This window comes from Streptomyces sp. NPDC014733 (assembly GCF_043083385.1).
Classification (GTDB): Bacteria; Actinomycetota; Actinomycetes; order Streptomycetales; family Streptomycetaceae; genus Streptomyces.
The window spans coordinates 1-22,252 of the sequence record NZ_JBIBYO010000014.1 but is presented as its reverse complement, the minus strand read 5'-3'; the positions used below and the strand labels follow the sequence as shown (position 1 = coordinate 22,252).

At 72.1% G+C, this 22,252-nt stretch carries 20 protein-coding genes, 5 tRNA genes and 3 pseudogenes; 9 read left to right on the top strand and 19 right to left on the bottom strand.

The genetic code is table 11. The features are described 5' to 3' along the window. Window positions 1-102 precede the first annotated feature (102 nt). A complete protein-coding gene (locus ACF1BH_RS25905) occupies window positions 103-1,797 on the bottom strand; it encodes a DAK2 domain-containing protein (protein ID WP_391646105.1) in 1,695 nt (564 codons plus the stop codon). Window positions 1,798-2,028: 231 nt separating this feature from the next. Here ACF1BH_RS25905 and rpmB point away from each other — a divergent pair, with 231 nt between their 5' ends. After that, the gene (rpmB, locus tag ACF1BH_RS25900; protein WP_030287328.1) at window positions 2,029-2,214 is read left to right on the top strand and encodes a 50S ribosomal protein L28; all 186 of its coding nucleotides are present in this window, start codon (window positions 2,029-2,031) and stop codon (window positions 2,212-2,214) included. A gap of 186 nt (window positions 2,215-2,400) precedes the next feature. Then, window positions 2,401-2,925, top strand: a pseudogene (locus ACF1BH_RS25895) (homoserine O-acetyltransferase); the annotation flags it as partial. 43 nt (window positions 2,926-2,968) lie between these two features. On the opposite strand, the gene thiD reads toward ACF1BH_RS25895, so the two are convergent. Together thiD and ACF1BH_RS25885 are read right to left on the bottom strand one after the other, a co-directional pair. Continuing rightward, window positions 2,969-3,772: a bifunctional hydroxymethylpyrimidine kinase/phosphomethylpyrimidine kinase gene (gene thiD / locus ACF1BH_RS25890; RefSeq protein WP_391646103.1), complete on the bottom strand. Its 804-nt coding sequence runs from the start codon at window positions 3,770-3,772 to the stop codon at window positions 2,969-2,971. 10 nt (window positions 3,773-3,782) lie between these two features. Beyond that, window positions 3,783-4,793: a thiamine-phosphate kinase gene (locus tag ACF1BH_RS25885; protein ID WP_391646101.1), complete on the bottom strand. Its 1,011-nt coding sequence runs from the start codon at window positions 4,791-4,793 to the stop codon at window positions 3,783-3,785. A 158-nt stretch (window positions 4,794-4,951) separates the two neighbouring features. Between ACF1BH_RS25885 and ACF1BH_RS25880 the strand changes: the two genes are divergently transcribed. Both ACF1BH_RS25880 and ACF1BH_RS25875 read left to right on the top strand, forming a co-directional pair. Then, window positions 4,952-5,185 carry an Lrp/AsnC family transcriptional regulator gene (locus ACF1BH_RS25880; RefSeq protein WP_391646099.1) on the top strand — a complete coding sequence of 78 codons (234 nt, stop codon included), beginning with the start codon at window positions 4,952-4,954 and terminating at the stop codon, window positions 5,183-5,185. Window positions 5,186-5,193: 8 nt separating this feature from the next. Further along, complete coding sequence (locus ACF1BH_RS25875) at window positions 5,194-5,682, top strand: DUF3515 domain-containing protein (protein WP_391646097.1); 489 nt, start codon at window positions 5,194-5,196, stop codon at window positions 5,680-5,682. Window positions 5,683-5,719: 37 nt separating this feature from the next. On the opposite strand, the gene ACF1BH_RS25870 is transcribed toward ACF1BH_RS25875, so the two are convergent. The 3 genes from ACF1BH_RS25870 to ACF1BH_RS25860 all read right to left on the bottom strand — a co-directional run bounded on the left by ACF1BH_RS25870 (window position 5,720) and on the right by ACF1BH_RS25860 (window position 8,773). Beyond that, entirely contained in the window at window positions 5,720-6,856 is a 1,137-nt protein-coding gene (locus ACF1BH_RS25870; protein WP_391646095.1) for a D-alanine--D-alanine ligase family protein, read from the bottom strand. Between the two features lie 109 nt (window positions 6,857-6,965). Beyond that, window positions 6,966-7,967 carry an NAD(P)H-dependent glycerol-3-phosphate dehydrogenase gene (locus ACF1BH_RS25865; RefSeq protein WP_391646093.1) on the bottom strand — a complete coding sequence of 334 codons (1,002 nt, stop codon included), beginning with the start codon at window positions 7,965-7,967 and terminating at the stop codon, window positions 6,966-6,968. Then, a complete protein-coding gene (locus ACF1BH_RS25860) occupies window positions 7,964-8,773 on the bottom strand; it encodes a lysophospholipid acyltransferase family protein (RefSeq protein ID WP_391646091.1) in 810 nt (269 codons plus the stop codon). The genes ACF1BH_RS25865 and ACF1BH_RS25860 overlap by 4 nt, the downstream gene beginning before the upstream one ends. 140 nt (window positions 8,774-8,913) lie before the next feature. Between ACF1BH_RS25860 and cofC the strand changes: the two are divergent. Next, window positions 8,914-9,552 (top strand): annotated as a pseudogene (gene cofC, locus ACF1BH_RS25855) (2-phospho-L-lactate guanylyltransferase); the annotation flags it as partial. A 15-nt stretch (window positions 9,553-9,567) separates the two neighbouring features. On the opposite strand, the gene ACF1BH_RS25850 reads toward cofC, so the two are convergent. The 5 genes from ACF1BH_RS25850 to leuC form a co-directional block, all read right to left on the bottom strand. Next, on the bottom strand, window positions 9,568-9,771 hold the full coding sequence (locus ACF1BH_RS25850; protein ID WP_391646089.1) for a hypothetical protein: 204 nt from the start codon (window positions 9,769-9,771) through the stop codon (window positions 9,568-9,570). A 129-nt stretch (window positions 9,772-9,900) separates the two neighbouring features. Further along, complete coding sequence (locus ACF1BH_RS25845) at window positions 9,901-10,590, bottom strand: HU family DNA-binding protein (protein WP_345080332.1); 690 nt, start codon at window positions 10,588-10,590, stop codon at window positions 9,901-9,903. 124 nt (window positions 10,591-10,714) lie between these two features. After that, on the bottom strand, window positions 10,715-10,960 hold the full coding sequence (locus ACF1BH_RS25840) for a hypothetical protein (RefSeq protein ID WP_030287300.1): 246 nt from the start codon (window positions 10,958-10,960) through the stop codon (window positions 10,715-10,717). 135 nt (window positions 10,961-11,095) lie between these two features. Then, window positions 11,096-11,689, bottom strand: a complete 594-nt coding sequence (leuD, locus tag ACF1BH_RS25835) for a 3-isopropylmalate dehydratase small subunit (RefSeq protein WP_391646086.1) — start codon at window positions 11,687-11,689, stop codon at window positions 11,096-11,098. Between the two features lie 6 nt (window positions 11,690-11,695). After that, window positions 11,696-13,126, bottom strand: coding sequence for a 3-isopropylmalate dehydratase large subunit (gene leuC / locus ACF1BH_RS25830; protein WP_391646084.1), 1,431 nt, complete (start codon window positions 13,124-13,126; stop codon window positions 11,696-11,698). Window positions 13,127-13,299: 173 nt separating this feature from the next. Here leuC and ndgR point away from each other — a divergent pair, with 173 nt between their 5' ends. Continuing rightward, window positions 13,300-14,016, top strand: a complete 717-nt coding sequence (ndgR, locus tag ACF1BH_RS25825; RefSeq protein ID WP_026169203.1) for an IclR family transcriptional regulator NdgR — start codon at window positions 13,300-13,302, stop codon at window positions 14,014-14,016. Between the two features lie 315 nt (window positions 14,017-14,331). On the opposite strand, the gene ACF1BH_RS25820 is transcribed toward ndgR, so the two are convergent. The 8 genes from ACF1BH_RS25820 to ACF1BH_RS25785 all read right to left on the bottom strand — a co-directional run bounded on the left by ACF1BH_RS25820 (window position 14,332) and on the right by ACF1BH_RS25785 (window position 17,787). Beyond that, a tRNA-Glu gene (locus ACF1BH_RS25820) sits at window positions 14,332-14,404 on the bottom strand. 42 nt (window positions 14,405-14,446) lie between these two features. Next, window positions 14,447-14,518, bottom strand: a tRNA-Gln gene (locus tag ACF1BH_RS25815). Window positions 14,519-14,534: 16 nt separating this feature from the next. Next, window positions 14,535-14,607 (bottom strand) — tRNA-Glu (locus ACF1BH_RS25810). A 63-nt stretch (window positions 14,608-14,670) separates the two neighbouring features. Next, window positions 14,671-14,743 (bottom strand) — tRNA-Glu (locus ACF1BH_RS25805). 51 nt (window positions 14,744-14,794) lie between these two features. Next, window positions 14,795-14,866: transfer RNA gene (locus ACF1BH_RS25800), tRNA-Gln, on the bottom strand. Between the two features lie 421 nt (window positions 14,867-15,287). Further along, a complete protein-coding gene (gene gltX, locus ACF1BH_RS25795) occupies window positions 15,288-16,766 on the bottom strand; it encodes a glutamate--tRNA ligase (protein ID WP_391646081.1) in 1,479 nt (492 codons plus the stop codon). Next, complete coding sequence (locus ACF1BH_RS25790; protein WP_391646079.1) at window positions 16,759-17,520, bottom strand: fumarylacetoacetate hydrolase family protein; 762 nt, start codon at window positions 17,518-17,520, stop codon at window positions 16,759-16,761. Before ACF1BH_RS25790 ends, gltX begins: the two co-directional genes overlap by 8 nt. A gap of 81 nt (window positions 17,521-17,601) precedes the next feature. Then, a complete protein-coding gene (locus ACF1BH_RS25785; RefSeq protein ID WP_345080354.1) occupies window positions 17,602-17,787 on the bottom strand; it encodes a hypothetical protein in 186 nt (61 codons plus the stop codon). A gap of 269 nt (window positions 17,788-18,056) precedes the next feature. Between ACF1BH_RS25785 and ACF1BH_RS25780 the strand changes: the two genes are divergently transcribed. The 3 genes and pseudogenes from ACF1BH_RS25780 to ACF1BH_RS25770 all read left to right on the top strand — a co-directional run. Further along, the gene (locus ACF1BH_RS25780) at window positions 18,057-18,185 is read left to right on the top strand and encodes a hypothetical protein (RefSeq protein WP_391646077.1); all 129 of its coding nucleotides are present in this window, start codon (window positions 18,057-18,059) and stop codon (window positions 18,183-18,185) included. 270 nt (window positions 18,186-18,455) lie between these two features. Continuing rightward, window positions 18,456-22,151 (top strand): nitrate- and nitrite sensing domain-containing protein, encoded by a 3,696-nt coding sequence (locus tag ACF1BH_RS25775; RefSeq protein ID WP_391646075.1) that lies wholly within the window; start codon window positions 18,456-18,458, stop codon window positions 22,149-22,151. 9 nt (window positions 22,152-22,160) lie between these two features. Continuing rightward, window positions 22,161-22,252, top strand: a pseudogene (locus ACF1BH_RS25770) (roadblock/LC7 domain-containing protein); the annotation flags it as partial.

Sequence of the window (22,252 nt, the reverse complement as noted above, 5' to 3'; positions counted from 1 at the left end):
GCACACCATGCCGCTGACAATGCGGCTTCCCGCGGGGTGCGCGGGCCCCGTGCGCGGCGCCCCACGCGCGCCGCGTCGCTCCCCTTGTTCGACTTATTCGGCTTATTCGACGCCGATCAGGAGCGGCGCCGCATGGCGGCCGCCCTCGTACACGACGGTGTCGACGGCGAGGAACCGTTCGCGGACGTGGGCCTCCAGCCGTTCGGCGAGGTCGTCGGGGGCGCCGGCGCCGCGGACCAGGGTGACGAGTTCGCCGCCCGCCGAGAGCATCCGGTCGAGGACGGTGAGGGCGGTCTCCGTCAGATCGCCGCCGATGACCACGACGTCGCCGTCGATCAGCCCGAGGGTGTCGCCCTGCTGGCAGACGCCCGCCATCGTCCATGCCTGCCGTTCGGCGACGGCCAGTTCGGCGTAGCGGGTGGCCCCGGCGGCCGAGGTCATGGCGACGGCGTCCTCGTCGAAGCTGCGGTCCGGCTCGTGCACGGCGAGCGCAGCGAGGCCCTGGACGGCGGCGCGGGTGGGGATGAGCGCGACCCGGATGCCCTCGGTGCGGGCCGCCTCGGCCGCCGCGGCGGCGGTGTGGCGCAGCTCGGGGTCGTTCGGCAGCAGCAGCACCTCGCGGGCGCGGGCCTGCCGGATCGCCTGGACCAGCTCCCCGGAGGCGGGCGGCTCCCCGGGGCGCACACGCACCGTGGTCGCGCCGGCCTCCTCGCAGAGCGCGGCCAGGCCCTCCCCGGGGACGACGGCGACGACGCCCCGTGCGGACGGCTCCGGCACGGGCCGCGCGGCGTGCGCGGCACCGTCGAAGTGGGTGATGCGGATGCGGTACGGGCGGCCCGCCTCGATACCGGCCTCGACGGCGGCGCCCGCGTCGTCGACGTGGACATGGACGTGCCAGAGGCCGTCGCCGCCGACCACGACGAGCGAGTCGCCGAGCGCGTCGAGCCGGGTGCGCAGCCGCGCCACGGCGGTGTCGGTGGCCTCCAGGAGGTAGATCACCTCGAACGCCGGGCCGGTCGCCGCCCCGGGCGGGCAGCTCTCCGGCGCGGCCCCGGTGACGGCCGCCGGGCCCGCCGCCTCCGGGAGCGGGGCGTCGGCCCGTACCGCGACGGGGACGGCGGTGACCTCGCCGGACAGCGCGTCGGCGAGCGCGCCCAGCAGGGCGACCAGGCCGCAGCCCCCGGCGTCCACGACCCCGGCGCGGCCCAGGGCGGCGAGCTGTCCCGGGGTGGCGCGGAGCGCGGTGCGGGCGCCGTCGTGGGCGGCGCGTGCCACGGCCGCGGTGTGCGGCGCGGTGGCCGCGGCGGTGGCCGCGGCGTCGGCGGCGCGGGCGGCGACCGTCAGCACGGTGCCCTCCACGGGGTGCGCGACGGCCTCCCGGGCGGCGGCCGCGGCGCGGTGCAGGGCCCGCCCCAGGGTGGCGGGCGGGATGCCGGCCCCGGTGGCGCCGGGCCCCGTGGGGGGCGCCGGCGGGGCGGCCAGGATCTCGGTCATCCCGCGCAGCAGCTGGGCGAGGATGGTGCCGGAGTTGCCGCGCGCCCCTATGAGGGCGCCGTGCGCCATCGCTCCGGCGGCGTCCGCGAGGCAGGGTGCGGTGCCCGCGGAGGCGTGGCCGTCGAAGGCCGCCTCGACCGCGCGGGCGGCGGATTCGAGGGTGAGATAGAGGTTGGTGCCGGTGTCGCCGTCGGCCACGGGATAGACGTTGATCGCGTCGATCCGGGCGCGTTCCCGGCCCAGCGCCTCCAGCGCCAGCCCGCACCAGGTGCGGATCGCGGCGGCGTCGAGCGGGTACGGCACAGCGTCCTCCTGGATGCACGGGATGACCGCACAGTAGCCGCGCTCACACCGGGAGGCCGGGGCGGGTCCCGGAGCGCGCATGGTAGTTTCGTTCTACGGACGCGGTCGTTGTATGCTGCTCCGGTTGCCCGGTGCGAATCGGGCCTTTCCTCTCCTGGCGATGCCGGTCGGTCAATGCACTCGGCCCGTCAGGATTCACCGTAAGTGCATCTGAAGTCTTTGGAGTGACCCGTGGCTGCCAACTGCGACGTCTGCGGCAAGGGGCCGGGCTTCGGCAAGAGTGTTTCTCACTCGCACCGCCGTACCAACCGTCGTTGGAACCCCAACATCCAGACGGTCCGTGCAGTGGTCGAGCGTACGCCGAAGCGGCTCAACGTCTGCACCTCGTGCATCAAGGCCGGCAAGGTCTCGCGCTGACGTCTTAGCCGTAGCGCAGCCAAGCCGGTTGCTTGACGCGAAGCCGGTCCACCGAGAGGTGGGCCGGCTTTTCGTCGTTGCCGCACAGAGTTGCGCCGCACCGCGGGCGGGCGACGTGGCCCGGCCGCACGGTACGGAGCCGGTGGCCCCGTGGGGCTGACGCACGGCGCGGGCCGGGCGCCTCGCGCGGGGGCCGCCGCGTCGGCGAAGCAGATCACGTGGGGCGCGGTGCGGGCCGATCCGGGCCGGCGCGCGGGGCGCTACCACGACGCCCCGGACGGTACGGGGCCGCACGGCGGGCTGGGCATCGCCCGGCGGATCGCCCATCTCACCTACCGCAGCGAACCGGAGCCGGCGGACCGGTTCGGGCGGCGGGCCCAGCCCGGCGAGGGCCCCTGGCACGGCGGGCGGTACGCGGTGGAGTCGTACCTCGACCACCCCGCAGGCAAGTTGGTGCGCCGGTTCGACGCGGGGAGCTACGTCACGCTCGTCGAGGCGATGAACGCGCACGACGTGGGGCGCGGACGGGGCGGCGCGGCGGCGGCGCGGGCCCGGATGCCGGCGGTGGTCGCCGGTATCGGCTCCGACCGGCTCCACCCGCCCGCCCGGCAGGCCGAGTTGGCGTCCCTGCTCCCGGGCGCCGGACCGCCCCGCATCCTGGACTCACCCGCCGGCCACGACGGCTTCCTCACCGAGACGGAACAGGTCGGGCGGTGGTGCGGGAGGTGCTGGAGCGGTGGCGCGGGGCAGCCCCTCACGCTCCCCCGCGCCACCGCCACCCGTGGTCCACCGGCCCGATGCCGCTGCCCAGCCGGAAGCCCGCCGCGAGGGCGCCCGTGACGTACTCCTTCGCGGCGGTGACGGCCCGCGGGACGGTGTCGCCTTGGGCGAGGCGGGCGGCGACGGCGGAGGCGAGGGTGCAACCGGTGCCGTGGGTGTGGCGGTTGTCGTGGCGCGGGGCACGCAGCCAGTGTTCCTCGGTGCCGTCGGTGAGCAGGTCGACGGCGTCGGCCGCGGCGGGCAGATGGCCGCCCTTGACGAGCACCCAGCGCGGGCCGAAGGCGAGGATCGCGTCGGCGGCGCGGCGCATCCCGGTCTCGTCCGTGGCGCGTACGCCGGTCAGCTGCGCCACCTCGTCGAGGTTGGGGGTGGCGACGGTGGCGGTCGGCAGCAGCTTGGTGCGGACCGCGTCGAGGGCGGTCGCGGCGAGCAGCGCGTCACCGTGCTTGGAGACCCCGACGGGGTCGACGACGACCGGCACGGTCAGCTCCGCGAGGAGCGCGGCGACGGTCTCCACCAGCTCCGGCGAGGCGAGCATCCCGGTCTTCACCGCCTGGACGCCGATGTCGTCGACGACGCTGCGGAACTGCGCCCGCACCGCCTCGGCGGGCAGCTCCCAGGCGCCCTGGACGCCCCGGGAGTTCTGCGCGGTGACGGCGGTGAGCACGCTCATACCGTGGGTGCCCAGCGCCAGCATCGTCTTGAGGTCGGCCTGGATGCCCGCGCCGCCGCCGGAGTCGGAGCCGGCGACGGTCAGGACGCGTGGTGGGGTCTGCACACCGCCGAATCTACCGGCCGCCACCGGGCGCCGCGGAGCCGCCCCGGGGCGGGGATTCGGCGTCGCCGTTGTCCCCGAAGTGGTCCCACCCGGCGCGCGCCCACGGCGCCCCGTCCACCGTCACCTGCGGCAGCGCGGAGGGGTGCAGGACCTCGCCGATGACCTTCCAGCGGGCGGGCAGCTTCACGTCGGGCGGGAATGTCGCGACGATCGCGTGGTCCTCGCCGCCGTTGAGCACCCACTGCATGGGGTCGACGCCGACGGCGGTGCCGATGTCGGACATCTGCGTCGGGATGTCGATCTTGGTGGAGGCGAGGTCGATGCGGACGTTGCTGGCCTCCGCGATGTGCCCGAGGTCGGCGACGAGACCGTCGGAGACGTCCGTCATGGCGGTGGCGCCCAGTCCGGCCGCCGCCGGGCCCGCGTGGTACGGCGGTTCGGGCCGCCGGTGCGCCTCGACGAAGGCCCGCGGCGAACGGAACCCGCGGGTCAGCACGGCGTGCCCGGCGGCCGACCAGCCCAGCCAGCCGGTCACCGCGACGACGTCGCCGGGCTGCGCGCCGCCCCGCGTCACCGGCTCGGCGTTGCGCAGATCACCAAGGGCGGTGATGGCGACGGTGATGGTGTCGCCGCGGACGACGTCCCCGCCGACCACCGCGGCACCGGCCACCTGGCATTCGTCGCGCAACCCGTCCATCAGCTCGGTCGGCCAGGTGGCGGGGAGTTCCGCGGGAACGACGAGGCCGAGGAGGATGGCGGTGGGCACGGCGCCCATCGCGGCGATGTCGGCGAGGTTCTGGGCCGCGGCCTTCCGCCCCACGTCGTACGCGGTGGACCAGTCGCGGCGGAAGTGCCGGCCCTCCAGGAGGACGTCGGTGCTGGCGACGACCCTCCGGTCGGGCGCGGTGACCACCGCGGCGTCGTCCCCCGGACCGATCCGTACCGCCGGGGTGGGGGTGATGCGGGAGGTCAGCTCCCGGATCAACCCGAATTCCCCCAGCTCGCCCACGGTGCCCTTCATGCTGTCGCCCTTCTCCTGCGTACGGCCGGTCCGTACTCCGCTGGCCTGGGCGCCGCACCGGCCGGCGTCACCGCGCGGATCTCCCCGCTCCGCTCGGTGACGCGGTACCGTGGCGTCCCTTCTTCCCCCATGATCCTCGAAGCCGCCCTGGAGGTCCCGTGGTACAGGCGTACATCCTGATCCAGACCGAGGTCGGCCGGGCCTCGGCGGTGGCGGAGGTGATCGCGCAGATCCCCGGCGTGCTGACGGCCGAGGACGTGACCGGCCCCTACGACGTCGTGGTGCGCGCGGAGGCGGACACCGTCGACGAGCTGGGCCGGCTGGTCGTCGCCAACGTGCAGCGGGTCGAGGGGATCACCCGCACCCTGACCTGTCCGGTCGTCCACATCTAGCTCCCCGTATGCTCGGCCGGGTGATTTCTCGTCGCTGGTTCACGGTCCTGCCGTCGCTCGCCGTGCTGTGCTGCACGGCGGGCTGTTCCGCCGCGGACGAGGTCACGCCACCCGCACCCGAGGGCGCGTCGGCCCGGCACTGCCGGGCCCTCCACAAGGAGCTGCCGGACACCGTCGACGGGCTGGCGCGCAGGAGCACCGAGCCCGCGTCGGATTTCACGGCCGCCTGGGGCGACCCCGCCGTGCAACTGCGGTGCGGAGTGCCCAAGCCGGGCGGGCTGACGTCCGGGAGTGAACATTACAACCCCGCCGCCGACGCGGTGGACGTCAACGGCGTCTCGTGGTTCCTGGAGAAGCGCGACGACGGCTACCGCTTCACGACGGTGCTGCGCAAGACCTACGTGGAGGTGACGGTGCCGGGCAGGTACGCCCCCGAGGTCAATGCGCTCACCGATCTCGCCGCCGCGGTGAAGAAGACCGTGCCCGAGGGCGTCTGAGCCGGACCCGCGGCGGGCGGGCCCGGCACCGGACGGGTCAGCGCAGCCCGGTCGAGCGGTTCAGTGCCGCCTGCAGGAGCCGGTCGATCAGCTCCGGATAGCTCACGCCGCTCTCCTGCCACATCCGCGGGTACATCGAGATGGGCGTGAAGCCGGGGAGCGTGTTGATCTCGTTGATCACGAACTCGCCGTTCTCCTGGAGGAAGAAGTCCGCCCGGACCAGGCCCTCGCAGGACGCCGCCTCGAACGCCGCGACGGCCAGGTCCTGGACGCGGACGGTCTCCTCGGCGGTGAGCGGCGCGGGCACCAGGCCCGCCGCCGAGTCGATGTACTTCGCCTCGAAGTCGTAGAAGTCGTGGGCGGTGACCGGCGGGATCTCCGCCGGGACGCTGGCGCGCGGGCCGTCCTCGAACTCCAGGACGCCGCACTCGATCTCGCGGCCGCGCAGCAGCGACTCGACGATGACCTTCGGGTCGTGGCGCCGCGCCTCCTCGATCGCGTCGTCCAGCCCGTCGACGTCGTCGACCTTGGTGATACCCATGGACGAACCGGCGCGGGCGGGCTTCACGAAGAGCGGCCAGCCGTGCTCGGCGGCGAAGTCCACGATCTTCTTGCGGGCGGCCTCGGGGCTGCGCTCCCACTCCCGCGGCCGGATGACCTCGTACGGGCCGACGGGCAGCCCGAAGGAGGTGAACACCCGCTTCATGTAGTCCTTGTCCTGGCCGACGGCGGAGGCGAGGACGCCGCAGCCGACGTAGGGGACGCCGGAGAGTTCCAGCAGGCCCTGAAGGGTGCCGTCCTCGCCGTACGGGCCGTGCAGCACCGGGAAGACCACGTCGACCTCGCCCAGCGCCTTGGGGACGGCGCCCGGTTCGCTGAGGACCACCTCGCGGTTGGTCGGGTCTACCGGCAGGACGACGGCGCCCTCGTCGGACTCGGCCAGCTCGGCGACGCTCGGCAGCTTGCGGTCGGCGATGGCCATCCGCTCCGGGGCGTCGGCGGTCAGGGCCCAGCGGCCGTCGGTGGTGATGCCGATCGGCAGCACGTCGTACTTCTCGCGGTCGATGGCGCGCAGGACGGCTCCCGCGGTGACCACGGAGATGGCGTGCTCGGAGCTGCGGCCACCGAACACGACGGCGACACGGGGCTTGTGGGGAGGGGTCTGGCTGCTCATATCGGCTTGAGGGTACCTGCTGGTGGATACGGACTCGGCGTGGCGGCGGCCGTGCGCGGCGCCGTGTCCGCGCACCGCGCGGGGCGGGCCGGGCGCCGCGCGCGGGCGGTCAGTGCCGTTCGGACTTGGCGCTGCGCGACATCAGTTCCTTGAGGGCGACCATCGGCTGCTTGCCCTCGTGGACGATGTCGAAGACCGTCTCGGTGATCGGCATGTCGACGCCGTGGCGGCGCGCCAGATCCCGTACGGATTCACAGGACTTGACGCCCTCGGCGGTCTGCTTGGTCACCGCGATGGTCTCGGCGAGGCTCATACCGCGGCCGAGGTTGGTGCCGAAGGTGTTGTTGCGCGACAGCGGCGAGGAGCAGGTGGCGACGAGGTCGCCCATGCCGGCCAGGCCCGCGAAGGTCTGCGCGTCGGCGCCCATGGCCAGGCCCAGCCGGGTGGTCTCGGCCAGGCCGCGGGTGATCAGCGACGCCTTGGCGTTGTCGCCCAGCCCCATGCCGCCCGCGATGCCGACGGCGAGCGCGATGACGTTCTTGACGGCGCCGCCCAGCTCGCAGCCGACGACGTCGGTGTGGGTGTACGGGCGGAAGTACGGGGTGTGGCAGGCGGTCTGGAACCGGCGGGCGACGGACTCGTCGGCGCAGGCGACGACCGCGGCGGCGGGCTGCCGGGCGGCGACCTCCTTGGCGAGGTTGGGGCCGGTGAGGACCGCGACGCGCTCGGCGGGGACCTTCGCGACCTCCTCGATCACCTCGCTCATCCGCTTGGCGGTGCCCAGTTCGACGCCCTTCATCAGGGAGACCAGGACGGTGTCGGCGGGCAGCAGCGGCGCCCAGACGGCGAGGTTGTCGCGCAGCGTCTGCGAGGGGACGGTGAGGACGGTGAAGTCGGCGCCCGCGGCGGCCTCGGCGGGGTCGGTGGTGGCCCGCACGGACGCGGGCAGTTCGACCCCCGGCAGGTAGTCGGGGTTGGTCCGGTCCTTGTTGATCGCGTCGGTGACGGCGGCGCGGCGGCCCCAGAGGGTCACCTCGCAGCCCGCGTCACCGAGGATCATCGCGAATGCGGTGCCCCAGGACCCCGTGCCGTAGACGGCGCAGCGCGTCACTTGCCTTCATCCTCCTGTGCCTGCTGGGTGCTGTGTACCGGCTCGGCGGCGGCCGCCGCCCGGGCCGCCTCGCGCGCCGCGCGCCGCTCGCGGGCGAGCGCCCGCCGCGGGTCGAACGGTTCGGCGGGCGGGGTCTCGCCCCGAACGTCCGCCAGCTGCGCGGTGATCGCCGCCATGATCGTCTCGGTGACCTCGCGCAGCACCTCGGCGGTGGGCTCCTTGCCGTGGTACGCGCTGAGGTCGACCGGCGGGCCGGCCTGCACCCGCAGCGTCTTGCGCGGCAGCAGGCGGAGCTTCTTCTCCTTGGCGTACGGCGGCATCGCCTCGTTGGCGCCCCACTGCGCGACGGGGATGACCGGCGCCTTGGTGAGCAGGGCGACCCGCGCGGCACCGGTCTTGCCCTGCATCGGCCACATCTCCGGGTCGCGGGTGAGCGTCGCCTCGGGATAGAAGGCGACGCATTCGCCCTTCTCGATGGCGGTCACGGCGGCGCGGAAGGCGTTGGCGGCGTCGGTGGTTTCCCGGTACACGGGGATCTGCCCGGTGCCTCGCATCATCACGCCGACAAAGCCGCTGCGAAAGAGCCCGGACTTGGCCAGGAATCGGGGAACCCGGCCGGTGTTGTACTGATAGTGCGCGTACGACAGCGGATCGAGATACGAGTTGTGGTTCACGGCGGTGATAAATCCACCGTCGGCCGGAATGTTCTCCATTCCTCGCCAGTCCCGCTTGAACAGAACCAGGAGCGGCGGTTTGCAGATGACCGCGGCCAGGCGGTACCAGAAGCCGATTCTGCGGCGGGACACGTGGACACCCTCCTTGTGGGACCTGCTGAGCTGCTGCGAGCCGGCAGCCGCACAAGTGTCGCCCCAGGTACCCGCTATGTCGAGAACACCGTAACCCCGCGGTCCCCGGCGAGCTGCGGCAGCAGGGAAAATCGAATCCTATGCGAGGAGACGGAGTGGATGTGGGCTGGAGCCTGGTCGTGCCGCTGAAGCCGCTGGTGCGGGCCAAGAGCAGGCTTTCCCCGGCGGTCGGTGAGGAGTTCCGCCCGCGGCTGGCGCTCGCATTCGCCCTGGACACCGTCGGCGCGGCACTGGCCTGCGACGATGTCGTGGATGTGGCGGTTGTCACGGATGATCCGGCGGCCGCCGGGCCGCTTTCGGTGCTCGGCGCGCGGATTGTGCCCGACACCCCGGGGTGCGGTCTCAACGCGGCGCTGGCCCACGGCGCGGCGCTCGTCCGGGCGCGCCGCCCGGGCGCGTCGGTCGCGGCGCTCAACGCCGATCTGCCGGCCCTGCGCACCACCGAACTGGAAGCCGTACTGCAAAGCGCGGCACAATTTCCGCGGGCTTTTCTCGCCGACGCCGCGGATATCGGAACAACTCTTCTCACCGCGCGTTCCGGTACGGAATTGGCACCGGCATTCGGCGGCCGTTCGCGGGCGCGGCACCGTGCGTCGGGGGCGCGGGAGATCACCGTGCGGGCGGATTCGGTGCGCCGGGACGTGGACACCGGCGCGGATCTGCGGCAGGCGCTGGCGCTCGGGGTGGGCGCGCACACGGCGCGGGTGGCCGCGGCGGCGGGCGCCGCGGGCGGCTCAGAAGGTCTGGAGGGTGAGGAACGTGACCCGGCGGGCGTCGCCCTCGCCGGTGATCTCGATCCGTACCCGCTGGCCGGGACGGAGCAGGCGCAGGCCGCCCGCGTCGAAGGCGGCGGCGTCGAAGGGCACGGGGGTGCCGTCGTCCAGCAGCACGCTGCCGGAGCGGCTGTCCGAGTCGTAGGTGTACGCGGTGGCCTGCATGGTGCAGAGCCTAAAGGAGCCGGTCGGCCCGGGTGAACGCGCGGTCGCCACGCACCGCGGGCCGGGCTCCCCGGAGGGAGACCGACCCGGCGCGAAGCGTCACCGCTGAGGGAATCGCTCCCCCGGTCGTTACCGCTTGCGGGCGGTGGTCTTCTTCGCGGCGGTCTTGCGTGCCGTGGTCTTCTTCGCGGGGGCCTTCTTCGCGGTGGCCTTCTTCGCGGGCGCCGTCTTCTTCGCCGTGGTCTTCTTGGCGGCGGTGGCGGTCTTCTTCGCCGGGGCGGCCTTCTTCGCGGTGGTCTTCTTCGCCGCAGTGGTCTTCTTGGCGGCGGCCGTGGTCTTCTTCGCCGGCGTCGCCTTCTTGGCGGTGGTCTTCTTCGCGGCGGTGGTCTTCTTCGCCGCTGCGGTGGTCTTCTTCGCCGTGGCCTTCTTGGCGGTGGTGGCCTTCTTCGCGGCCGCCTTCTTCACGGTCGTACGCGTGGAAGCGCCGCCCGAGAGGCTGCCCTTGGGGGCCTTCTTGACGGCCACGTCGTTCTTGGGGAGCTTCTTGGAACCGCTCACCAGGTCCTTGAATCCCTGGCCCGCGCGGAAACGCGGCACCGAGGTCTTCTTGACCCGCACGCGCTCGCCGGTCTGCGGGTTCCGCGCGTAGCGGGCCGGGCGGTCGACCTTCTCGAACGACCCGAATCCGGTGACCGAAACGCGGTCGCCGGCGACAACTGCACGGACGATTGCGTCCAGTACGGCGTCCACCGCGTCCGCGGCGTTCTGACGGCCGCCGAGCTTGTCGGCAATGGCTTCTACGAGCTGCGCCTTGTTCACGTCTTCCCCTTCGGAGACATTGCTGGAACGATAGATTCCAAGCTTTTTCGCACGTTAGGCAGATATATACCGCAAATCAAACACGAAACGGGCTAATCACCCTTGTGCCGCAACGCACTCGACCTCACGCACTTCCGTCGGTGTGCACGTCTTCGGGATAACGACCTTCGTCGAGGTCGGCCATGAACCACTCCAGACGCCTTGCCGCGTTCGCAAGATCGTGTTGTGCCGCGGCCGTGATGACGAGCAGCTTCCGGGTCAGCGCCATCCGTACGCCCTCCGGGACTTGCAGTGTCCGCACCCTTGCGTGTGCGTCCTTGAGCTGGTCGGCGACGAAACCGTAGAGCTGGAGTTGGTCGTCGCGTTCCATGCGCTAATTGTGCCATCTGCGGCGAGTTGTCGCTTCACGGGGCCTCAACAGACGCCTGAACACGCCGATGCGCCCCCTGCCAACTGCACAGGGGGCGCATCGTACGCAATATGTCTTTGAGCCAAAAGCCCGAGGTCAGGCCACCACGGTCCGCGGCTTGAACGAGGGCCTGTTCGCCTCGTACGCGGCGATGGCCGGCTCCTCCCGGAGGGTGAGGCTGATGTCGTCCAGCCCCTCCAGCAGACGCCACCGCGCATTCTCGTCCAGCGCGAAGTCGGCCTCCACGCCCGGGGCGAGCACCTTGCGCGCGACCAGGTCGACGGTCACCTCGGCGGTGGGGTCCGCCTCGGCCAGCTGCTGCAGCCGCTCCACGGTCTCCTGCGGCAGGACCACCGTCAGCAGCCCGTTCTTGAGGGAGTTGCCACGGAAGATGTCCGCGAACCGCGAGGAGATGACGGCCTTGAAGCCGTAGTTCTGCAGCGCCCAGACGGCGTGCTCACGGGAGGAGCCGGTGCCGAAGTCGGGGCCCGCGACGAGCACCGTGGCGCCCTGGTGCGCCTCCTGGTTGAGGACGAACTGCGGGTCCTTGCGCCACGCCTCGAAGAGCCCGTCCTCGAAGCCGTCGCGGGTGACCTTCTTCAGCCAGTGGGCCGGGATGATCTGGTCGGTGTCGACGTTGCTGCGGCGCAGCGGCACGGCCCGGCCGGTGTGGGTGGTGAAAGCTTCCATGGTTCCTCAGACCCCCGCGGGCGTAGAGACGTCGGCGTCGGACAGGTCGGCGGGCGAGGCCAGGTGGCCGAGCACCGCGGTGGCGGCGGCGACCTGCGGCGAGACCAGGTGGGTACGGCCGCCCTTGCCCTGCCGCCCCTCGAAGTTGCGGTTGGAGGTGGACGCGGAGCGCTCCCCCGGCGCCAGCTGGTCGGGGTTCATACCCAGGCACATCGAGCAACCGGCGTGCCGCCATTCGGCCCCCGCCGCGGTGAAGACCTTGTCCAGGCCCTCGTCGACCGCCTGGAGCGCGACCCGCACCGAGCCGGGGACGACCAGCATCCGCACGCCCTCGGCGACCGAACGCCCCTCCAGCACGGAGGCGGCGGAGCGCAGGTCCTCGATCCGGCCGTTGGTGCAGGAACCTACGAAGACGGTGTCCACACCGATCTCGCGCAGCGGCTGACCTACCGTCAACCCCATGTATTCCAGGGCCTTTTCGGCGGCCATCCGCTCCGACGCGTCCTCGTACGAAGCGGGGTCGGGGACGCGCGCGGTCAGCGGCGCGCCCTGGCCCGGATTGGTGCCCCAGGTGACGAACGGCGCCAGTTCGGCGGCGTCGATGACGACCTCCGCGTCGAAGACCGCGTCGTCGTCGGTGCGCAGCGTGCGCCAGTAGGCGACGGCGTCGTCCCAGTCGGTGCCCTCGGGGGCGTGGGCCCGCCCGCGCAGGTAGGCGAAGGTGGTGTCGTCCGGGGCGATCATCCCGGCCCGGGCGCCCGCCTCGATCGACATGTTGCAGACGGTCATCCGGGCTTCCATCGACAGCTTCTCGATGGCGGAGCCGCGGTACTCCAGGACGTATCCCTGGCCGCCGCCGGTGCCGATCTTCGCGATGATCGCCAGGATCAGGTCCTTGGCGGTGACCCCCTCGGGCAGCTCGCCCTCGACGGTGATCGCCATGGTCTTGAAGGGGGCCAGCGGCAGCGTCTGGGTGGCCAGGACGTGCTCGACCTGGCTGGTGCCGATGCCGAACGCCAGCGCGCCGAACGCGCCGTGCGTCGAGGTGTGGCTGTCACCGCAGACCACGGTGGTGCCGGGCTGCGTCAGTCCCAACTGCGGTCCCACCACGTGGACAACGCCCTGCTCGACGTCGCCCAGCGGGTGCAGCCGCACACCGAACTCCGCGCAGTTCTTCCGCAGCGTCTCCAGCTGGGTGCGCGAGACCGGGTCGGCGATCGGCTTGTCGATGTCGAGGGTGGGGGTGTTGTGGTCCTCGGTGGCGATGGTCAGGTCCGTACGGCGCACCTGCCGTCCGGCCTTGCGGAGGCCGTCGAACGCCTGCGGGCTGGTGACCTCGTGCAGCAGGTGGAGATCGATGAAGAGGAGGTCGGGCTCGCCTTCCGCGCGCCGGACGACGTGGTCGTCCCAGACCTTCTCCGCGAGTGTCCGTCCCATCGCTTTCCCTCCGGCCGGCCGCTTCGCCGGCCCAACTCGTACTGTGCGCACGGTCCCCGCATCCCCGTGCCGGGCCCCGCACCGGGCCCTGGTCGAGGGCCGTGGCTACAGAGTGACGACTTCCACGGAAAATTGAACTTGCGTTTCACACTGTGAGACGCAAGTATCGTTGCATGGACAACTCTAGCGGCGTCGGCGTTCTCGACAAGGCGGCTCTCGTATTGAGCGCTCTGGAGTCCGGTCCGGCCACCCTCGCCGGGCTGGTCGCGGCGACCGGGCTCGCACGACCCACGGCCCATCGGCTGGCCGTGGCCCTGGAACACCACCGGATGGTGGCGAGGGACATGCAGGGCCGGTTCATCCTCGGCCCCCGGCTCTCCGAACTGGCCGCCGCGGCCGGCGAGGACCGCCTGCTGGCGACGGCCGGACCGGTGCTCACCCATCTGCGCGACGTGACGGGCGAGAGCGCCCAGCTCTACCGTCGCCAGGGCGACATGCGGATCTGCGTGGCAGCGGCGGAACGGCTGTCCGGACTGCGGGACACCGTCCCGGTCGGCTCCACGCTCCCGATGAAGGCCGGTTCCGCGGCGCAGATCCTCATGGCCTGGGAGGAGCCCGAGCGGCTCCACCGCGGCCTCCAGGGCGCCCGCTTCACCGCCACCGCGCTCTCCGGCGTGCGCCGCCGCGGCTGGGCCCAGTCGATCGGCGAGCGGGAGCCGGGCGTGGCCTCCGTCTCGGCACCGGTCCGCGGCCCCTCGAACCGCGTGGTCGCCGCCGTCTCCGTCTCCGGCCCGATCGAGCGGCTGACCCGCCACCCGGGCCGGATGCACGCCCAGGCCGTCATCGACGCCGCCGCCCGCCTCTCCGAGGGCCTGCGCCGCACCGGCTGAGAGATCTCCCACCCCCTTACGGGCCGTGGCCCGGGAATCCGCCCCGCGACGGGGCACCCCGGCCACGGTCCGCCTGCTGCCTGCGACGGGTCCGGTCAGGCGCCCCGGCGGCGCAGACGGGCCCGGAAGCCGCCGGAAGGGCTGCCGACGGAGCCGGCCCCCGGCCACCATTGCCGAACTCACGGCGTACGCACGGCAGATGGCATCCGTGGCCGGTCGCGACGTCAACGTCCTGGGGGCCGCCGCACGGATTCCGTCCAGGAATTCCGGATACGACAAAGGCCCCTGCCGAAGCAGGGGCCTTTGTTCTTCGCGTACCCCCGACCGGATTCGAACCGGCGCTACCGCCTTGAGAGGGCGGCGTGCTAGGCCGCTACACAACGGGGGCTTGCTTTTCTGCAGTTGCATCGCATAAAGCGATTTCTCTGCGCTGGGCTACCAGGACTCGAACCTAGACTAAATGAACCAGAATCACTCGTGCTGCCAATTACACCATAGCCCATGGTGGTTTAGACCAGTACCCCCGACCGGATTCGAACCGGCGCTACCGCCTTGAGAGGGCGGCGTGCTAGGCCGCTACACAACGGGGGCCCTAGCGATCCTCACATCGGCACATCCGGGAGCGACCCGAAGGTGACGGAAAGAAAGGATCTGTACCCCCGACCGGATTCGAACCGGCGCTACCGCCTTGAGAGGGCGGCGTGCTAGGCCGCTACACAACGGGGGCCTGATACTGCACTCAAGAGACCATGGAATTCTCGAAGAGAAAGATCTCTTGCTGGGCTACCAGGACTCGAACCTAGACTAACTGAACCAGAATCAGTCGTGCTGCCAATTACACCATAGCCCACCAAAACGCAACCCCCAGTGGGGATTTTGTTCGGCTTGCGCTTTCCGGCCTGGCCTCTCGGCCCTCCCGGGCGGCGCAGAAAGAACATTACCCGAAGGTGGACGGGGCTCCAAAACCGATAGTCCGCGGAGCAGGGCGGGAGACGCCGTCCGGCCCGGCGAGGCGGCGGACGGGCGGCTGCCCCGTACGGCCGGCGGCCCGGCCGTACGGGGCAGCCGCAGCGGTCCGGGGGCGGAACCGGAGCCGCTCCCCCGCCCTGTCAAGACCCGCGGGGCAGAACCGGCGGGAATCGGGCCGTTCGCGGCCCTCACCGCCCCGCTGAGCGCCTTCCCGGGCCGCCTGCCCGCGGCGGGCACTTCCGCGGACGCCGAAGGGCCCGGAAGCCGTCTCGGCTTTCCGGGCCCTTCGGGGTGCGTACGGATCAGGCGGCGAGCTTCGCCAGGGCCGCGTCGATGCGGGACACCGTGCGGTCCTTGCCCAGGATCTCCAGGGACTCGAAGAGCGGCAGGCCGACGGTGCGGCCGGTGACCGCGACGCGGACCGGGGCCTGGGCCTTGCCGAGCTTGAGGCCGTGCTCCTCACCGGCGGCGAGGACGGCGTTCTTCAGCGACTCGGCGCTGGACCAGTCGGCGTCCAGCAGTTTGGCGCGGGCGGTGGTGAGCAGCGCCACCGGGTCGCCCTTCATCGCCTTCGTCCAGGACGCCTCGTCCTCGACCGGCTCCTTGCGGAACAGGAAGTCGACGTTGGCGGTGATGTCCGAGAGGACCGTCAGCCGGGTCTGGGCGTGCGGGGCGATGGCCTCCCACGCTGCCTGGTCGAAGTCCTCGGGGGCCCAGTTGGCATGCGGGGCGGTCAGCCAGGGCTCACAGGCGGCGATGAAGGACGGGAGGTCCAGCTGCCGGATGTGGTCGGCGTTGATCGCCTCGGCCTTCTTGAGGTCGAAGCGGGCCGGGTTGGCGTTGACGTCCGCGATGTCGAACTTCTCGACCAGCTCGGCGACGGAGAAGAGGTCCCGGTCGGCCGAGAACGACCAGCCGAGCAGCGCGAGGTAGTTGAGCAGCCCCTCGGGGAGGAAGCCGCGCTCGCGGTAGAGGTTGAGGGAGGCCTGCGGGTCGCGCTTGGAGAGCTTCTTGTTGCCCTCGCCCATGACGTACGGCAGGTGGCCGAAGGCCGGGATGAACGTGGCGTAGCCCAGCTCGATGAGCGCCTTGTAGAGGGCGATCTGGCGCGGGGTGGAGGAGAGCAGGTCCTCGCCGCGCAGGACGTGGGTGATGTCCATCAGCGCGTCGTCGACCGGGTTGACGAGCGTGTAGAGGGGCGCGCCGTTGGCCCGGACGATGCCGTAGTCCGGGACGTTGTCCGGGGTGAAGGTCAGCTCGCCGCGGACGAGGTCGGTGAAGGTGATCGGCTCGTCGGGCATCCGGAAGCGGATGATCGACGCGCGGCCCTCGGCCTCGTAGGCGGCCTTCTGCTCCTCGCTCAGCGAGCGGCAGGTGCCGTCGTAGCCGGAGGGCTTGCCGGCCTTGCGGGCGGCCTCGCGGCGGGCGTCCAGCTCCTCGGTGGTGCAGTAGCAGGGGTAGGCGTAGCCGCCGGCGACCAGCTTGTCGGCAACCTCCTTGTAGAGGTCCATGCGCTGCGACTGGCGGTAGGGCGCGTGCGGGCCGCCGACCTCGGGGCCTTCGTCCCAGTCGAAGCCCAGCCACTTCATGGAGTCCAGCAGCTGGTTGTAGGACTCCTCGGAGTCGCGGGCCGCGTCGGTGTCCTCGATGCGGAAGACCAGCGTGCCCTGGTGGTGGCGCGCGAACGCCCAGTTGAACAGGGCGGTGCGGACCAGTCCCACGTGGGGGTTGCCGGTCGGGGAGGGACAGAAACGGACGCGGACGGGGGTCGCGTTAGCCACGCTTGATCACCTTGTTGGTGAGAGTGCCGATGCCTTCGATGGTGACGGCGACCTCGTCGCCGACGGTGAGCGGGCCGACCCCGGCCGGGGTGCCCGTGAGGACGACGTCGCCGGGGAGCAGCGTCATCGCCTCGGTGATGTGGACGATCAGGTCCTCGACGGAGCGGACCATCTCGCTCGTCCGGCCCAGCTGACGCTGTTCGCCGTTGACGGTGCACTGGATGGTCAGATCGGAGGGGTCCAGCTCGGTCTCGACCCAGGGGCCGAGCGGGCAGGAGGTGTCGAAGCCCTTGGCGCGCGCCCACTGCTTCTCGCGGCGTTGGACGTCACGCGCGGTGACGTCGTTGGCGCAGGTGTAGCCGAGGATGACGTCCTTGACGCGGGCGCGGGGCACCTCGCGGCACATCCGGCCGATGACGACGGCCAGCTCCGCTTCGTGGTGCACCTCCTCGGAGAAGGAGGGGTACGCGATGGGGTCACCGGGGCCGACCACGGAGGTGGAGGGCTTGAAGAAGGTGAACGGGGCGTCGGGGACGTCGTGGCCCAGCTCGGCGGCGTGGGCGGCGTAGTTGCGGCCCACCGCGACGACCTTGTTGGGCAGCACCGGCGGCAGCAGACGGACCTTGTCGAGGGGGACCTTCTGGCCGGAGCGCTCGAACTCCGCGAAGGGGTGGCCCTTGATGACGTCGATCTCGTCGCCCTCTAGGACGCCGAAGCCGACGTTGCCGTCGATGGAGAATCTGGCGATGCGCACGGGTGCCGCTGCCCCTCATTGATCACTGGCCGGAGTGGACACTCCAGGCTAACGCGGGGGCGCGGCTCACCCGGTACGGAATTACGCCGCGGTGTCCTGGCCGGGGGCGTCCATCAGGACGGTACGGCGGGGGTTGGCGGTCTGCGTGGGCAGCTCGACGGCGTGCTCCGGGGCCGGGGTGGCGGTCAGCTCGTCGGCGTCCTTGAGGTGCGCCAGCGTGGTGCGCCGCGGGTTGGCTATGTTGCGGAACATCATCGTGGTCTTCACTGCTTCACGCCTCGCGTAGATCGGGATGCATCGGAAGGGACGGCCGGCCCGGAGGGCGGTGCGGACCGGCCCGTCGCGTCCGCGGGAATCACGGAGGCGGGAAACGGGGAGGTCGCGCAGGGGGTTCCTTGTCGCGCCGGCTACCTGTGTAAAGCATCAGACTAAGCGGGCCATTCCCTGCGATGCGGGGGGAAAGTCGCCGAGCCACCTGTGAGTTTCCTCACTGAGTCCGTGACAAATGCCACAATTCCCATGATCAACATCAGGGGATGAACGGGACATCGATCATCAGAAGGCTTTATTTCGCCGCCGATCACCGCACCTGGGACAGCGCGCAGGCCGGAGAGGTTCGACAACAAAAGTCCGTTATCGACCATGGATCCCTCTACGTGTCGTGACACGGTCCGCACCGTGTGTCACCCATGTCGCACCGTGCGGTTCCGCTCTTGTTGGAGATCCGGCACTGTGCTGGAATTCCACGGACCGCCGCATGTATCAACCGGCGCGCAGAGCGCGATGTGGCGCAGCGCGGTGGAGTTGCTCTCTCGGCCAGAGGGGGAAGTCCGCCGGTCAATTCACGACCGCACGGGGGACTTGCGGTCCCCCACGACTCGACACCGTCCCGCCGCTCGCGCGGGGGGACGCCTGGTCCAGAGGTTGCGACGCTAGTGCAGGGACGTTTCAAGAGGGATGGCACGGAGCCTTCCCAGGCCCGCCAGGGCCGGGAAGCTGCGGCGGAGCCGGAGCCGCGCGGCGGGACCGACCGCGCCTCCTCTCCCCAGCGTGCCCAGGGGGGCGGTCCGGCGAACACCCCGGCACCGGCCGACCGGAGCGACCGGAGCGGCGGCGCCGACCGGGGAACGGCCAAGGAATCGGGCCCGGGCGGTCCCGGCTCCCGGGTCGCGTTGCGCAACTGGCGCATCAGCACCCGCCTGATCTCCCTGCTCGCACTGCCCGTCGTCGCCGCGACCTCGCTGGGCGCCATCCGTATCCAGGACTCGATGGAGAACATCGAACAGCTGGACAAGATGAAGATGCTCACCGACATGACGCGGCAGGCCACCGAGCTGGCCGACGCGCTCCAGGTCGAGCGGGACAAGTCGGCGGGGCCGCTGGCCGGTTCGGGCAACGCCAAGGACGACGCCAACGTCGTCGCGCCGCGGGAGGCCACCGACCGCGCCCGGATCGCGTTCAACCAGGGCACCGGCGACATCCAGGGCGTCGACGCCACGATGACCGGTGTGCGGGCGACCGTCCTGGAGATCGGCCGGCAGCTCAACACCCTCAACGAGATCCGCAGCAGCGCGTACAAGGACGACGGCAACGCCGCGCGCACCATCAGCAACTACAACCAGCTGATCGACTCGCTGCTCTCCCTCTCCCAGGACATGGCGCAGGCCACCAGCAACCCGGAGATGATCCGGGCCACCCGTGCGCTGGCGGCGTTCTCCTCGGCCAAGGAGTACGCGTCGATGCAGCGTGCCCTGGTCAGCGCCGGTCTCGCCCACAAGGGCGGCCCCCAGCTCTCCGCCAACGACCGGCTGGCCGGCCGGACCGCCGAGGACGACGAGAAGGCGGCCCGCGACCGCTTCTCGCAGATCTACGCGAACAACGCCGGCGCCCTCACCCGCGGTCTGGACGGCAACAACGACGAGATCAAGGCGGCGGTCGCCTTCGCGCACCGCGCCTTCGCCAGCAACAGCGGCATCCGCAGCCAGGAGTACAAGTACCTGGACTGGTACGACTCCGACACCGTCAAGATCGACGAGATGTCGCGGATCGAGACCTCGCTGCTGACCGAGATGGAGCAGAAGTCCCGCGAGCTGCGCAACGCGGCGACGCAGGAAGCGATCATCAACGGTGCGCTGATCTTCCTCGTCCTCGGCGTCTCGCTGGTCGGCGCGTTCGTCGTGGCGCGGTCCATGGTCCGCTCGCTGCGCCGCCTCCAGGACACCGCCCAGAAGGTGGCCCAGGAGCGGCTGCCGGAGCTGGTCAAGCAGCTGTCCGACACCGACCCGCAGGACGTCGACACCTCCGTCGAGTCGGTCGGTGTGCACAGCCGGGACGAGATCGGCCGGGTGGCCGCGGCCTTCGACGACGTGCACCGCGAGGCGGTCCGGCTGGCGTCCGAGCAGGCGCTGCTGCGGGGCAACGTCAACGCGATGTTCACCAACCTCTCGCGCCGCTCCCAGGGTCTGATCCAGCGCCAGCTCTCGCTCATCTCCGAGCTGGAGTCCCGCGAGGCCGACCCGGACCAGCTGTCCTCCCTCTTCAAGCTCGACCACCTCGCGACGCGTATGCGCCGTAACGGTGAGAACCTCCTCGTCCTCGCCGGTGAGGAGCCGGGCCGTCGCTGGACGCGTCCGGTTCCGCTGGTCGACGTGCTCCGCGCCGCCGCCTCCGAGGTGGAGCAGTACGAGCGCATCGAACTGAGCGCCGTACCGCAGACCGAGGTCGCCGGGCGCGTCGTCAACGACCTCGTCCACCTGCTCGCGGAGCTGCTGGAGAACGCCACGTCGTTCTCCTCGCCGCAGACCAAGGTGAAGGTGACCGGTCACGCGCTGCCCGACGGGCGGGTGCTGGTCGAGATCCACGACACCGGTATCGGCCTCTCCCCCGAGGACCTCTCGTCCATCAACGAGCGGCTGGCCAGCCCGCCGACCGTGGACGTCTCGGTCTCCCGCCGGATGGGGCTGTTCGTGGTCGGCCGCCTCTCGCTGCGCCACGGCATCCGTATCCAGCTGCGGCCCTCCGACTCCGGTGGCACGACCGCGCTGGTCATGCTGCCCGTCGACGTCGCGCAGGGCGGCAAGAAGCCGGCGCCGTCCACCGCGAAGGGCCATGCGCCCGAGGGCGGTACGGGCGCCGGTCCGGGCGCCGGCTCCGGTTCCGGCGGGACGAGCCGTCTCGCCGGGCTGCAGCCGCGCGGCCAGGTCGGTTCGGGCCCCGGCGGCACCGGGCGGCCCGCGCTGCCCGGCCGTGGCGGTCCCGGTGGCCCCGGGCGCACGGCCCCCGGTGGCCCTGGCGGCTTCGGCGGTCCGGTCCCCTCCGGCGGCCCCACGGCGCAGCCGCCCGCGGCGCCGGACGCGTCGCCCCGCGGTGCCGCGCGCCCGGCGAACGCCCCGGCCGACGGCGGCCGTCCCGCGCTGCCCACCCGTCACGTCCAGCGCGGTGAGGCGCCCGCCGAGACCTCCGGCGCGACGCCGACGGTGGCACCGCCCACCGGCGCACCCGGCCGCGACGAGCGCGCCCAGCTGCCGCCCCGCGGTCCGGCCGCGGAGCTGACCGGCTCCCCCGCCGAGGCCGCTCCGGCCGCCGACTCCCCGCAGCCGGGCACCAGTTGGGGCGTGCGCCGCGACCGTGGCGCCACCGACGACTGGCCGCTGGCACCCCGCGAGCCCCAGGACACCCCGCGCGGCCACGAGGAGCCGGAGACCACCGGCACCTTCGAGCGGCCGGCTCCCCCGGAGACCACGGGTGCCTTCGAGCGTCCCGTGGCGCCCGGGACCGCCGGCGGCCCCGGTGACACCACGGCCTTCGCCCGGCCCGACTTCAACGGGCCGCCGCCCGGCACCCCGCGGGCCGACGTCGAGGCGCCCGGTGACACCGGTCAGTTCCCGGTGCCCGGCGGTCCCGCCGCCGCGGCCCCCGAGCACTTCGGGCAGACCGCTTCCGGGCTCCCGCTGCGGGACACCGGACGGACCGACACCGCGCGTCCGGCGCCGCAGGGGAGCGGTGACGCACCGGCGGAGGCGACCAGCCTCTTCGGCGTCGCCCCCGAGGCACCGCACACCACCGGCCAGGTCCCGGCGCAGACGTCGCCGGAGCCCGCGCCGGAGCCCGCCCCGTCGGCGGACTGGCTCGGCGACCCGTCGGCCGGCACCGGTGGCGGCGGGACGCCGATCTTCGACACCATCGAGTCGAGCTGGTTCCACACGCCGGAGGCGGCCGCCGCCGGGGTGGAACCGCAGCCCTCCGTCACCGCCGAGGTGCCGCAGCCGCAGGCCCAGCAGGCCCCGCAGCCCGCGGCCGCCCCGGACGACACCCCCGCCGGAGGCTTCGACACCACCGGCTGGCGCAGTTCGCCGAACGACGAGACGTGGCGGCAGGCGGAGCAGATCCGTCAGCCGGCCGCGGGCGGGGTGACCACGTCGGGGCTGCCCCGCCGGGTGCCGCGCGCCAACCTCGTCGCCGGTACGGCACAGCAGCAGCCCGCCCAGAGCGGTCCGCAGGTCTCGCGCGCGCCCAGCGACGTACGCGGCCGGCTGACCAGTCTTCGCCGGGGCATCCAGCAGGGTCGGCAGGCCGGTGGCGACACCGGGCAGCACGGCGTGGTGGACCCCACTCACCAGCAGGAGCGTTAGTTGAGTCCGATGAGCCAGGCGGCGCAGAACCTGAACTGGTTGATCACCAACTTCGTGGACAACACCCCCGGTGTGTCCCACACGGTCGTGGTCTCCGCGGA